Origin of the sequence: Tessaracoccus lubricantis, from assembly GCF_039544535.1 — a bacterium.
GTDB lineage: Bacteria > Actinomycetota > Actinomycetes > Propionibacteriales > Propionibacteriaceae > Arachnia > Arachnia lubricantis.
Genome location: NZ_BAABLV010000036.1, coordinates 51,340 through 63,739, shown reverse-complemented (window position 1 = coordinate 63,739; position 12,400 = coordinate 51,340). Strand labels below are relative to the sequence as shown.

General features: G+C 69.2%; 13 protein-coding genes. All 13 read left to right on the top strand.

Annotation, left to right across the window (positions count from 1 at the left end):
• Positions 1 to 24: 24 nt before the first annotated feature.
• Positions 25 to 1,203, top strand: a complete 1,179-nt coding sequence (gene sufD, locus ABEA30_RS11425; RefSeq protein WP_345582930.1) for a Fe-S cluster assembly protein SufD — start codon at positions 25 to 27, stop codon at positions 1,201 to 1,203.
• The gene (locus ABEA30_RS11420; protein ID WP_345582928.1) at positions 1,200 to 1,529 is read left to right on the top strand and encodes a Rieske (2Fe-2S) protein; all 330 of its coding nucleotides are present in this window, start codon (positions 1,200 to 1,202) and stop codon (positions 1,527 to 1,529) included. The genes sufD and ABEA30_RS11420 overlap by 4 nt, the downstream gene beginning before the upstream one ends.
• Positions 1,530 to 1,586: 57 nt before the next feature.
• Positions 1,587 to 2,351 (top strand): Fe-S cluster assembly ATPase SufC, encoded by a 765-nt coding sequence (gene sufC, locus ABEA30_RS11415; RefSeq protein WP_345582926.1) that lies wholly within the window; start codon positions 1,587 to 1,589, stop codon positions 2,349 to 2,351.
• A complete protein-coding gene (locus ABEA30_RS11410) occupies positions 2,348 to 3,592 on the top strand; it encodes a cysteine desulfurase (RefSeq protein ID WP_386084973.1) in 1,245 nt (414 codons plus the stop codon). Before sufC ends, ABEA30_RS11410 begins: the two co-directional genes overlap by 4 nt.
• Positions 3,593 to 3,595: 3 nt before the next feature.
• Positions 3,596 to 4,039 carry a Fe-S cluster assembly sulfur transfer protein SufU gene (sufU, locus tag ABEA30_RS11405; protein WP_345582922.1) on the top strand — a complete coding sequence of 148 codons (444 nt, stop codon included), beginning with the start codon at positions 3,596 to 3,598 and terminating at the stop codon, positions 4,037 to 4,039.
• Between the two features lie 18 nt (positions 4,040 to 4,057).
• Positions 4,058 to 4,450 carry a metal-sulfur cluster assembly factor gene (locus tag ABEA30_RS11400; protein WP_345582920.1) on the top strand — a complete coding sequence of 131 codons (393 nt, stop codon included), beginning with the start codon at positions 4,058 to 4,060 and terminating at the stop codon, positions 4,448 to 4,450.
• Between the two features lie 52 nt (positions 4,451 to 4,502).
• On the top strand, positions 4,503 to 4,997 hold the full coding sequence (locus ABEA30_RS11395; protein ID WP_345582918.1) for a bifunctional nuclease family protein: 495 nt from the start codon (positions 4,503 to 4,505) through the stop codon (positions 4,995 to 4,997).
• Between the two features lie 40 nt (positions 4,998 to 5,037).
• A complete protein-coding gene (locus tag ABEA30_RS11390) occupies positions 5,038 to 5,868 on the top strand; it encodes an alpha/beta fold hydrolase (protein WP_345582916.1) in 831 nt (276 codons plus the stop codon).
• A gap of 79 nt (positions 5,869 to 5,947) precedes the next feature.
• Positions 5,948 to 6,871 carry an EamA family transporter RarD gene (gene rarD, locus ABEA30_RS11385; RefSeq protein WP_345582914.1) on the top strand — a complete coding sequence of 308 codons (924 nt, stop codon included), beginning with the start codon at positions 5,948 to 5,950 and terminating at the stop codon, positions 6,869 to 6,871.
• A 9-nt stretch (positions 6,872 to 6,880) separates the two neighbouring features.
• Positions 6,881 to 7,693: a lysophospholipid acyltransferase family protein gene (locus ABEA30_RS11380; protein ID WP_345582912.1), complete on the top strand. Its 813-nt coding sequence runs from the start codon at positions 6,881 to 6,883 to the stop codon at positions 7,691 to 7,693.
• Positions 7,694 to 7,701: 8 nt separating this feature from the next.
• Positions 7,702 to 8,814 (top strand): D-alanine--D-alanine ligase family protein, encoded by a 1,113-nt coding sequence (locus ABEA30_RS11375; RefSeq protein ID WP_345582910.1) that lies wholly within the window; start codon positions 7,702 to 7,704, stop codon positions 8,812 to 8,814.
• Positions 8,811 to 9,734, top strand: a complete 924-nt coding sequence (locus tag ABEA30_RS11370; RefSeq protein ID WP_345582908.1) for a thiamine-phosphate kinase — start codon at positions 8,811 to 8,813, stop codon at positions 9,732 to 9,734. Before ABEA30_RS11375 ends, ABEA30_RS11370 begins: the two co-directional genes overlap by 4 nt.
• 94 nt (positions 9,735 to 9,828) lie before the next feature.
• Positions 9,829 to 12,384: an FtsK/SpoIIIE family DNA translocase gene (locus ABEA30_RS11365; protein WP_345582906.1), complete on the top strand. Its 2,556-nt coding sequence runs from the start codon at positions 9,829 to 9,831 to the stop codon at positions 12,382 to 12,384.
• Positions 12,385 to 12,400 lie beyond the last annotated feature (16 nt).

The window sequence follows — 12,400 nt, the reverse complement described above, 5'->3', positions numbered from 1 at the left end:
CGACATCACCTGAAGGAAGAAGAATTGACCACCATCACTGAGGCCCCCAACGTGGCCGCAGCCATCGAAACCGTCGAATCCCACCTGCACCCGACGCCGTCGTGGACCGTCGAGGACCACCCGCAGCCCACCGGCCGCGAGGAGATCTGGCGCTTCACCCCCCTCAAGCGGTTCAAGACGCTCCTCAACCCCGTCGAGGGCCTGGGGACGCTGGACTGGAGCGGCGAGTTCCCCGACGGTGTCACCGTCGAGGAGATCACGCTCGAGCAGGCCCGCGAGCTGGCCAACGAGGCCCCGACCGACCGCATCTCCGCGCTGGCCGCGGACCAGTCGGTGCACCGCACCCACATCGCCATCGCCGCCAACGCCGAGATCGCCGAGCCCATCGTGTTCACCGGCCGCGGCAACGGCGGCGAGGCACGCGACCACCTCGTGGTGACCGTCGGCGCCAATGCGCGCGCCACCATCGTGCTGCGCTACGAGGGCTCGGCCAACTACGCCGAGAAGACCGACGTGGTGGTGGGCGACGGCGCGGCCGTCAACGTCGTCACGCTGCAGGACTGGGACAACGGTTCGGTCCACGGCGGGCAGCGCACGGTCAGCATCGGCCGCGACGCACACGTCAAGACCGTCACCGCCTCCCTGGGCGGCGACATCCGCCTGCAGGAGAACTCGCGCTACGACGGCCCCGGCGGCGAGCTCGAGGCCTACGGCCTGTACTTCGCCGACGAGAACCAGCACATCCAGCACCGCCTGTTCGTCGACCACAACGCGCCGCACACCAAGTCCAACGTGGACTACCGCGGTGCGCTGCGCGGCAAGGGCGCGCACTCGGTGTGGATCGGCGACGTGCTGATCCGCAAGGTGGCAGAGAGCATCGACACCTACGAGTCGAACAAGAACCTGGTCCTGACCGACGGGTGCCAGGCCGATTCGGTCCCCAACCTGGAGATCGAGACCGGCGAGATCGCCGGCGCCGGCCACTCGTCGTCCACCGGGCGCTTCGACGACGAGCAGCTGTTCTACCTCATGGCCCGCGGCATCCCGGAGGTGGAGGCCCGTCGCCTGGTGGCGCACGGCTTCTTCGCCGACATCATCCGCCGGGTCGGCATCAAGGAGATCGAGTCCCGCCTGCTGGCCACGATCGAGCGCGAGCTCGACCTGGTGCACGGCTCGACCACCACGAAGGCCGACGAGCAGTGAGCTTCCAGGCGGTCTGCAGGGTCTCGGACCTGACGACGGACATCCCCCTCCCGGTCGACGTCGACGACGAACTCAGCGTCGCCATCGTGCGCCACGGCGAGAAGATCTACGCGATCGAGGACGAGTGCAGCCACGGCAAGGTGGCTCTCTCGGAGGGGGACGTCGTCGACGACACCATCGAGTGCTACCTGCACGGATCGGTCTTCGACCTGGCCACCGGCCGCCCGCTCAACCTGCCGGCCACCGAGCCGGTGCGCGTCTTCGAATGCCGCATCGACGGCGACGACGTCCTGATCGACGTCGACACCACCACCACCGACTACTGACACGCGGGGCGCAGGCCCCGTGCTCCCACAGAAAAGAAGCCAGGAGAAACAGCAACTATGTCCACCCTCGTCATCTCCGACCTGCACGTCGACATCCAGACCGAGGACGGCCCGAAGCAGATCCTCAAGGGCGTCAACCTGACCATCAACCCGGGCGAGATCCACGCGCTGATGGGCCCCAACGGTTCGGGCAAGTCGACGCTGGCCTACGCCATCGCCGGTCACCCCAAGTACGAGATCACCCAGGGCACCGTCACGCTCGACGGTGAGGACATCACCGAGATGTCCGTCGACGAGCGCGCCCGCGCCGGCCTGTTCCTCGCCATGCAGTACCCGGTCGAGGTGCCCGGCGTCTCCGTCGCCAACTTCCTCCGCACCGCCAAGACCGCCATCGACGGCGAGGCCCCGAAGGTCCGCACCTGGGTCAAGGAGGTCGAGCAGACGCTGGCCGACCTTCAGCTCGACAAGTCGTTCTCGAGCCGCTCGGTCAACGAGGGCTTCTCCGGCGGCGAGAAGAAGCGCCACGAGATCGCCCAGCTCCAGCTGCTCAACCCGAAGGCCGCGATCCTCGACGAGACCGACTCGGGCCTCGACATCGACGCGCTGCGCATCGTGTCCGAGGGCGTGAACAAGTACTCGGCACAGGGCGACCGCGCCGTCGTGCTCATCACGCACTACACCCGCATCCTGCGCTACATCGAGCCCACCTTCGTGCACGTCTTCGTCGACGGCCGCATCGTGGCCGAGGGCGGCAAGGAACTGGCCGAGAACCTCGAGGCCGAGGGCTACGAGAAGTACATCAAGGAAGCTGCCAACGCCTGATGCTCGACACCAACCTGATCCGGGCCGACTTCCCCATCCTGCGCCGCAGGGTGGGGGAGTCCCCGTTGGCCTATCTCGACTCGGCCAACACCTCGCAGAAACCACGCCAGGTGGTCGACGCCGTGGCCGAGCACTACCTGCAGCACAACGCGAACGTCGCGCGCGCCATGCACCTCCTGGGTGCCGAGGCGACGCACGCGTTCGAGGATGCGCGCGGGAAGGTGGCCCGGTTCATCGGTGCCCCGCGCCCGGAGGAGGTCGTCTTCACGAAGAACGCCTCCGAGGCGCTCAACCTCGTGGCCAACTCACTCGGTGCCGGGCTGAAGCCCGGTGACGAGGTGGTCATCTCCGTCATGGAGCACCACTCGAACATCGTGCCGTGGCAGCTGGTGTGCCAGCGCACCGGCGCCACGCTGCGCTGGTTCGACATCACCGACGAGGGCCGCCTCGACCTCGAGGCCGCCGAGCGCGACAACCTCATCAACGAGCGCACGAAGATCGTGTCGATCACCGCCGTGAGCAACGTGCTCGGCACCCACAACCCCGTGGCGCTGCTGGCCGAGAAGGCGCACGCCGTCGGTGCCCTGATGGTGGTCGACGGCTCGCAGTCGGTCCCGCACGAGGCCACCGACGTCTCGACGATGGGCGCGGACTTCCTCGCCTTCACGTCCCACAAGATGCTCGGCCCCACCGGGTTGGGCGTGTTGTGGGGGCGCTACGAGCTGCTCGCCAACATGCCCCCGTTCCTCGGTGGCGGCGAGATGATCGAGGTCGTCGAGATGGAACGCTCGACGTACGCCGCCCCGCCGCACCGGTTCGAGGCCGGCACCCCGCCCATCGCGCAGGCAGTGGGCCTCGGCGTCGCCGTCGACTACCTCTCGCGCATCGGCATGGATGCCATCGCCGAGCACGAGCACGAGCTCACGAAGTACGCGTTGGGCAAGCTGACGTCGATCGACGGGCTGACCATCCTCGGCCCCACCGTCGCGGTGGACCGTGGCAGCGCCATCTCGTTCAACCTCGAGGGCGTGCACCCGCATGACGTCATGCAGGTCCTCGATTCCCGGGGTGTCGCCATCCGTGGCGGCCACCACTGCGCGCGGCCGCTGCACAAGCGGCTGGGCCACCAGAGCTCGACGCGTGCGTCGTCGTACCTGTACACCACACCGGCGGAGATCGACGCGCTCGCCGACGCGCTGGTCTTCACCCGCGACTACTTCGCCCCGAAGTTGAAGGGCTGAGACATGAACATCGACGAGCTGTACCAGACCATCATCCTCGACCACTACCGCGAGAAGCACCACGCCGGGCTGCGCGAGCCGTTCCAGGCGGAGGTGCACCACGTGAACCCGTCGTGCGGCGACGAGCTCACCCTCCGCGTGCAGGTCGATGACGGCAAGCTGACCGACATCTCGTACGACGCGGAGGGCTGCTCCATCTCGCAGGCCTCGGTGTCGGTCATGACGGACCTGCTGATCGGCACCTCCGTCGAACACGCGATGGAGATGCATGACCAGTTCCTCGAGGTCATGCACAGCCAGGGCGCCATCGTCCCGGACGAGGACGTGTTCGAGGACGCGATCGCGTTCGCGGGCGTGTCGAAGTTCCCCGCGCGTGTGAAGTGCGCACTGCTCGGGTGGTCCGCCATGCGCGACGCCACCCTGCAGGCCGACACCCAGAACAGCTGAACAACCCAAGGACCCGATATGACTGAACCCCGACCCAGCGACCTGGTGAAGGACGACCTGCCCGACGTCGACCTCGGCGACAAGCCAGCCACCGGCACCGCGGTGCCGTCGGTCGAGGAGATCCTCGAGGCGATGAAGGACGTCGTGGACCCCGAACTCATGGTCAACGTCGTCGACCTGGGCCTCGTGTACGGCGCGCAGATCGACGACGAGGCCAACGTCACCATCGACATGACGCTCACCTCGCCCACCTGCCCGCTGACCGACAAGATCGAGTACGACACCAAGTACGTCCTCGACGGCCTGGCGAACTCCGTGACGATCAACTGGGTGTGGCTGCCGCCGTGGACGCTCGAGATGATCACCGAGGACGGCCGCGAGCAACTGCGGGCCATCGGCTACAACCTCTGAGCCGGCGGGTGCGCGGCTAGACTGGAGGACCCGACCGCGGAGGTGTTCCGCCATGATCCAAGTCGACCTCAACAGCATCGCCATCGACGCCCGCGGGCTGCCGGTGGTACTCCTCAAGCCCAGCGTGCCGCGCCCCGACCTGCGCGTGTTCCTGCCGATCTGGATCGGTGGGCAGGAGGCGACGGCGATCATGGTGGCGCTCGAGGGTGCGGTGCTCGAGCGCCCCATGTCCTACGACCTGATGGCCCGCCTGCTCGACGCCATGGACGCCCGCGTGGAGAAGGTGGCCGTCACGAAGCTCGAGGGCGGCACGTTCTTCGCCGAGATCACGCTGGACACGCTCACCGGCCAGCAGGTCATCGACGCGCGTCCATCGGATTCGATCGCGCTGGCGCTGCGCGTGCACGCGCCGATCTTCGTCGCCGAGGAGGTGCTCCGCGAGGCCGGCATCCAGGAAGGCGAGCTGACGGACGCCGAGGAGGAGGAGCAGGTGGAACAGTTCAGCGAGTTCCTCGACACCGTCGATCCGGACGACTTCCGCGGCTAGCCTTGCTGGTGACACCGTCTGTCACCCAAGGAGGCGCGACATGCCCACCGTCACCACAGCCACCGGCGTTTCCCTCAACTACACCGACACCGGGGGCGACGGCCGCCCGCTGGTGCTCATCCACGGCTGGCCGCTCTCGGGCGAGGCGTTCGCCCGCGACATCCCGGTCCTGGAGGATGCGGGCCACCGCGTCATCACCTACGACCGACGCGGCTTCGGCATGTCCGACAAGCCGGACGGCGGCTACGACTACGACACGCTGGCAGACGACCTGAAGTCGCTGCTCGACGAACTGGACCTGCGTGGCGCGGTGCTCCTCGGGTTCTCCATGGGCGGGGGAGAGGTGGCGCGCTACCTGGGCAGGTACGGCTCGGAGCGGGTGGCGGGCGCCATCTTCTCGGGGTCGGTCACCCCGGCGCTGTGCATCACCGACGACAACCCCGACGGCGCGATGCCGATGGAGGGCTTCCAGGGGCTGGCCGACCAGTGCCGCGACGACCGCGACGCCTTCCTGGAGAAGTTCATCGGCTGGTTCTACTCCACGCAGGAGCGTGGCCTCCAGGTGGGCGACGACGTGCGCCTGGCGGCGCTTGAGATCGCCAGGCAGTCCGACCCCAGGGCAGCGGTCGAGACCATCCTCATCTGGGGCACCGACCTCCGCGACGACTGTCGCGCCATCGACGTGCCCACCTTGGTGATCCACGGTGACGGTGACATCAACGTGCCGATCTCCAAGTCGAGCGAACGGATGCACCAGTTCATCCCCCAGTCGCAACTGGCGGTCATCGAGGGCGGCCCGCACGGCGTCAACGACTCACACGCCCGCGAATGGAACATGGACGTCCTCGACTTCATGGAGACCCTCGACTGATTCCACCCTGGCCTCGCCCGTGCGGCCCGAGGGCGCCATGGGCGTATCCTCCTGAGGTGGCTTCGAGGACGGGTGATCGGTGAGGGACTCCAACAAGGGGCTGGGCTACGGTCTGGCCGCCTACGGATTGTGGGGCCTGTTCCCCCTGTACTTCGTCCTCTTCGAGAGATCCGGCGCGCTCGAGGTGGTGGCGCACCGGGCCCTGTGGTCGCTGGTGTTCTGCGTGGTCCTCCTGACGGTGCTGCGGCAGTGGGGCCACCTGCGCAGGGCGCTGGCCGACCGCCGTGCGGCACTGTCGCTTGCCGTGGCGGGCGTCCTGATCGTCGTCAACTGGGCCACCTACGTCTTCGCCGTCCTCACTGGTCACACGCTGGAGACGGCGCTCGGGTACTTCATCAACCCGCTCGCCGTCGCCGCCCTGGGCATCCTCGTGCTCGGTGAACGGCTCCGGCCCCTGCAGTGGACCGCGATGTGTTTCGGGCTTGCCTCGGTCGTCGTGATGGTGGTGGCCTACGGGCAGGTGCCCTGGGCGGCGCTGACCCTGGCGCTGTCGTTCGGCACCTATTCGCTCGTGAAGAAGATGGCGGGGCGCTCCGTCGGCGCGTTGCCCGGCTTGGCCATCGAGACCGGGGCGGTGGCTCCCATCGCGATCGGTTTCCTGATCTACCTCACCGTCACGGGCCAGTCCACCGCCAGCGGCGGCTACGGGCTCCTCCTCACCACCACGGGGATCGTGACGGCGATCCCGCTGCTGCTGTTCGCGGCCGCCGCCCGCCGCGTCTCGATGGTCACGATCGCGATCCTGCAGTACGTGGCGCCCATCGGCCAGTTCCTCCTGGGCTGGCTGTACTTCGGGGAGCCGATGCCCCCCAGCCGCTGGGCGGGATTCGCACTGATCTGGGTGGCGGTCGCGCTGTTCGTCACCGACGCACTGGTGGTCACCCGCCAGAACCGTGGCAGGCCATTGCTTCCCCGGCTCATGGCACGGAAGGCCAGCCGCTAGAGTTGCAGGATGCCTCACCGGAGCACCGTCGAGCGCCGTCGCAAGCCATGGCGCGTCCCGCTCAACCAGGTGAACCATGAGCCCGGCCCGTGGGTCTACCGCTACCTCGTGCTGAAGCTCGCCCGCCTCGTGATCCCGCTGGTCGCCCGGCGGCACTGGGCAGGCCAGGCGAACGTGCCCCAGGCCGGCGGGCTGCTGGTGGTGGCCAACCACATCTCCAACTTCGACCCCATCCTCCTGGGGGAGTACCTCATCTACAGCGGGCGCTGGCCCCGCTACCTCGGCAAGTCCGAGATCTGGAAGGTCCCCGTGCTGGGCTGGGTCGCCCGCAAGTGCGAGCAGATCCCCGTCTACCGCGACACCGACCAGGCCCGCGACTCCCTGGTGCACGCCCGGCGGGCGCTGGAACGGGGCAAGGCCGTGGTCATCTACCCCGAGGGCACCATTACGGGCGACCCCGACGGCTGGCCGATGAGCGGCCGCCGCGGCGCCGCCCAACTCGCGCTTCAGACGGGCGTCACGGTCATCCCGGTGGCCCAGGTGGGGGCCAACGAGATCCTCGGCCAGAAGGAACTCGAGTGGCGACGCCTCTTCGGCGGCCGCCGCGACGTGCACATCCAGGCCGGGCCCGCCGTCGACCTGACCGCCTTCAGGGCACGGGTACCCGACGACGGCGCGGCGCCCAAGGAACTCCTCGACGAGGTCACCGACCACTTCCTCGACACGCTCACCGCGATGGTGGCGGACCTCCGCGACGAGCCGCCGCCCGTCGGCCGGTGGGACATGCGGGTGGGTGGACGCGTAGACTCCTCGACGCACTAGGAGGACATGTGAGTGAACGCACCCGGGTCGCACTGATCTTCGGCGGCCAGTCGTCGGAACACGGCATCTCATGCCTGACTGCCGCATCCGTGCTGAAGGCCATCGACAAGGAGCGCTACGACGTCCACGGCGTCGGGATCTCCAGGACGGGGCGCTGGACCCAGGTGCCGCTGGACGTCATCGCGGGCTACCGCATCGTCGACGGCCGGGCCCCCGAGGTCGCCGAGCCCCGGCACGACGCCGTGTGGATGGTGGGCGAGGACGGCTGCGAGGTCGCCACCCGTTCCGGCGAGAAGCTCGTCGACATCCACCGCATCGACGTGGCCTTCGCCCTGCTGCACGGCCCCTTCGGTGAAGACGGCACGCTCCAGGGCATGTTCGAGATGATGGGCATCCGCTACGTCGGCTCGGGCGTCACCGCGTCCGCCGTGGGCATGGACAAGCACTTCATGAAGGTGGCCTTCGAGGCCGCGGGCCTGCCGGTGTGGCCGTACGTGGCCGCCTCGGCGCACCGCCTCCGGCACGACCGGGCGGCCGTGCTCGACGAGATCAGCCGCCTCGAGTACCCGCTGTTCGTCAAGCCCGCCCGGGGCGGCTCCTCGATCGGCATCGTGCGCATCACGGAGCCCGGCCAGCTCGACGACGCGATCGCCGAGGCCCAGCGGTGGGACCCGAAGGTCGTCGTGGAGCAGGGCTTCACGGGCGCCCGCGAGCTCGAGGTCGCCGTGCTCGGCGACCCGGAGGCCCCCGAGGGCTGCCACACCTCAGTCGTGGGCGAGATCCGCGTCCAGGCGGAGGACGGCTTCTACGACTACGAGGCGAAGTACTTCGACGAGGACGGCGCCGCGCTGGACGCTCCGGCCAACCTCGACGACGACCTGGCTGACCGGCTCCGGGCCCTTGCGGCCCGCGCCTACCACGCGGTCGACGCCGAGGGGCTCGTGCGCGCCGACTTCTTCGTCACCGACGACGGCATCTGGATCAACGAGGTCAACACCATGCCGGGCTTCACGGAGATCTCCATGTATCCCACGCTCTGGCAGGAGAGCGGCATGACCTACCCGGAGCTCGTCGGCCGCCTGATCGACCTCGCGATGACGCGTCCCGTGGGGCTGCGGTGATCGGCGAGTTCGAACTCATCGCCCGCGTCACGAGGGGCCTCGAGGTCAATTCCGACGTCGAACTCTCCGTGGGCGATGACGCCGCCGTCGTCTCCCTGCAGGGCGACACCGTCGTGTGCACCGACATCCTGATCGAGAACGTGCACTTCAAGCAGCACTGGAGCCCGGCGCACGCCGTCGGGCGCAAGTCGGTCGCCGTCAACGTGTCGGACCTCGAGGCGATGGGCTGCCGTCCCTCCTCCGTCGTCGTGGCGCTCGCGTTCCCCAAGACGCTCGATCCCTCATGGGTCGACGACTTCGAGGCCGGCGTGCGCGACGAGTGCCGCACCGCCGGCGTCAGCCTCATCGGCGGCGACATGTCGAGCTCCGAGCACATCGTGGCCTGCGTCACCGCCATCGGCGACACCATGGGCCGCAGCCCCGTCACCCGCAACGGCGCGCGGCCCGGCGACGTCGTCGCGGTCTGCGGCAACCTCGGCCTCTCGGGCGCCGGGCTCGTCGCACTCCAGCGCGGTTTCGGCTCGCCCAAGGACGCCGTCCTCGAGCACCAGACGCCCTCCGTGCCGTACGGCCAGGGCCGCGTGGCTGCGGAAGCCGGCGCCACCGCCATGATCGACGTCTCCGACGGCCTGCTCGCAGACCTCGACCACGTCGCCGAGGGTTCGGGCGTGGCCATCGACGTCGACACCAGCCTGCTGACCACGCCAGACGCCGTCGCGCGCGTCGCCGCGGCCACCGGCAAGCCGGCCCTCGGGTTCATCCTGGCCGGGGGCGAGGACCACGCGCTGGCCGCCACGTTCCCTCCCGGCACCGGGCTGCCCGACGGCTGGCAGCGGATCGGCGAGGTGCGCGAGGGCACGGGCATCACCGTCGACGGCGCGGCCTACGAGGGCGCCAAGGGGTGGGACCACTTCGGGTAGCCACCCCGGCCGCCGAGCCGGTCCGCCGTGAAAAACCTGCGGCGCCGCGTGTGGCATGAGGGCCCCCGCAGGGCCGTCAGCTAGGGTGACAACCATGGCCACTCGCGGATCTTCCCCTTCGCGAAGCACCACCAAGACGCGTGCGTCTTCCTCCGGTGGTGCCAAGCAACGTACCTCCAAGCCGGCCTCGACACGCCCCCGCAGCGGCTCGACGGCGGCCAGGACCAGCACGCGCGCAGCGTCGAAGGCGCCCGCGAGGAAACCGGCGAAGGAGGGCCCCGGCCTGGGTGCCACCGTCGCCACGGGCCTCGGCAGGGGCATCGGGGCGATCTTCCGCGGCATCGCCGGAGGCATCGGTTGGACGGCCCGTAGCATCGGGGGCCGGTCCGAGGAGGTCGCCCCCGAACTGCGCCGCGACGGGTGGGGCCTGGTGCTGCTGACCCTCGGCGTCGTCGTCGCGGCCCGCTTCTGGTTCTTCCTGGACGGCACCGTGGGGCAGTGGCTCCAGATCGGCGTCAGCACGGTCTTCGGTTCGCTCTCGGTGGTACTCCCCGCGGTGCTCCTGTACGGCGCGTGGCGCGTGTTCCGGCATCCGCACGACGTCGAGGCGGCGCCCCGCACCGGCCTCGGCTGGTTCCTCATCACGCTCGGCTCGCTGGGCCTCGTGCACATCGGCGGCGGCCTGCCCCGCCCCAACGCGGAGGGCATGGCCGCGGTCCGCGAGGCGGGCGGCGTGCTGGGCTACGTCTCCTCGTCGATCCCGACGGACCTGCTCACGGAGTGGGTCTCGGTGCCGCTCCTGGTCGTCGTGACCATCGGCGGCGCGCTGCTGGTCATCGGCCGCCCCATCCGCGAACTCGTCGCGGGGGTGTCCGGCCTGTTCGGCGCGCTGGTCGAACGCGAGGACGCCACGCCGAAGAACAAGCTCAAGCTCGGCGTCGACGTGCCCTACGACAGCCCACTGATCGAGGAACCGGTGGAGGACCCCGAGGTCGAGGACTCCTACGACGGCGAGGTCTTCGACTACCTCGGCGACACCTACGCGGAAGCAGACGACGAACTCCAGCCCGCGCAGGCCGAACCGCGTCAGGTGCCCGGCCGGCCGAAGAACGAGGTGCGCGAGCCGGAGCCGCCGCAGCACTCGACGCCGCCCGGGCCGGCCGAACAGCTGCAGCTCAGCGGCGACGTCATCTACCAGCTCCCGGAGGACCGCACGCTGGCCCCGGGCTCGAAGCCCAAGGCCCGCACCGAGGCCTCGGACAAGGTGGTGCGCCAGCTCACCGCCGTCCTGCGCGAGTTCGAGATCGATGCCCGCGTGACCGGTTACACCCGCGGCCCGACCGTCACCCGCTACGAGGTCGAGCTCGGCTCGGCCATCAAGGTCAGCAAGGTCACCGGCCTCGCAGACAACATCGCCTACGCCGTCGGCTCCAACGAGATCCGCATCCTCACGCCCATCCCGGGCAAGTCCGCCATCGGCATCGAGATCCCGAACCTGGACAAGGAGGTCGTCTCCCTGGGCGACGTCCTGCGTTCCAGCCGCGCCAAGAACGACCACCATCCGATGACGGTGGGCCTGGGCAAGGACGTCGAGGGCGGCTTCGTCGTCGCCAACATGGCCAAGATGCCGCACCTCCTGGTGGCCGGCGCCACCGGCTCCGGCAAGTCGAGCTTCATCAACTCGCTGATCACCTCGATCATGATGCGGGCGACGCCCGACGAGGTGCGCCTCCTGCTCGTCGACCCCAAGCGGGTGGAGCTCAACCAGTACGAGGGCATCCCGCACCTGGTCACGCCCATCATCACCAACCCCAAGAAGGCGGCGGAGGCCCTGGCCTGGGTGGTCCGCGAGATGGACATGCGCTACGACGACCTGGCGGCCTTCGGGTTCCGCCACGTCGACGACTTCAACAAGGCCGTGCGGGCAGGCCAGGTCAAGGTGCCGGAGGGCTCCGAGCGCAAGCTCACGCCGTACCCATACCTCCTCGTGGTGGTCGACGAGCTCGCAGACCTCATGATGGTCGCCCCGCGCGACGTCGAGGACTCGGTGGTGCGCATCACGCAGCTGGCCCGCGCCGCGGGCATCCACCTGGTGCTCGCCACGCAGCGCCCGTCCACCGACGTGGTCACCGGCCTCATCAAGGCCAACGTGCCCTCGCGCCTCGCCTTCGCGACGTCGTCGATGACGGACTCCCGCGTCATCCTCGACCAACCCGGTGCCGAGAAGCTCGTGGGCAAGGGCGACGGACTGTTCCTGCCGATGGGCGCCTCGAAGCCCATCCGCGTACAGGGCGCCTGGGTCAACGAGTCGGAGATCCGCGACGTCGTCGCGTTCATCACCCAGCAGCTGCAGCCGAACTACCGCGAGGACGTCACGGCGCCCGCGGCCAGCGACAAGAAGGTCGTCGACGACATCGGCGACGACATGGACCTCGTCCTGGACGCCTGCCGGCTGGTGGTCGAGCTGCAACTCGGCTCGACGTCCATGCTGCAGCGCAAGCTGCGCGTCGGCTTCGCCAAGGCGGGCCGTCTCATGGACATCCTCGAGAGCAGGGGCGTGGTGGGACCGTCCGAGGGCTCCAAGGCCCGCGAGGTACTGGTCAAGCCCGACGACCTGGACGAGGTGCTCGCGAACCTCGCCGCCGGGTGATGGTGGGATACTAGGC

Coding starts and splice junctions, on each gene's coding strand:
- sufC (WP_345582926.1), top strand. CDS start 1,587: ATGTCCACCCTCGTCATCTCCGACCTGCACGTCGACATCCAGACCGAG.
- sufU (WP_345582922.1), top strand. CDS start 3,596: ATGAACATCGACGAGCTGTACCAGACCATCATCCTCGACCACTACCGC.
- ABEA30_RS11400 (WP_345582920.1), top strand. CDS start 4,058: ATGACTGAACCCCGACCCAGCGACCTGGTGAAGGACGACCTGCCCGAC.
- ABEA30_RS11395 (WP_345582918.1), top strand. CDS start 4,503: ATGATCCAAGTCGACCTCAACAGCATCGCCATCGACGCCCGCGGGCTG.
- ABEA30_RS11390 (WP_345582916.1), top strand. CDS start 5,038: ATGCCCACCGTCACCACAGCCACCGGCGTTTCCCTCAACTACACCGAC.
- ABEA30_RS11380 (WP_345582912.1), top strand. CDS start 6,881: ATGCCTCACCGGAGCACCGTCGAGCGCCGTCGCAAGCCATGGCGCGTC.
- ABEA30_RS11365 (WP_345582906.1), top strand. CDS start 9,829: ATGGCCACTCGCGGATCTTCCCCTTCGCGAAGCACCACCAAGACGCGT.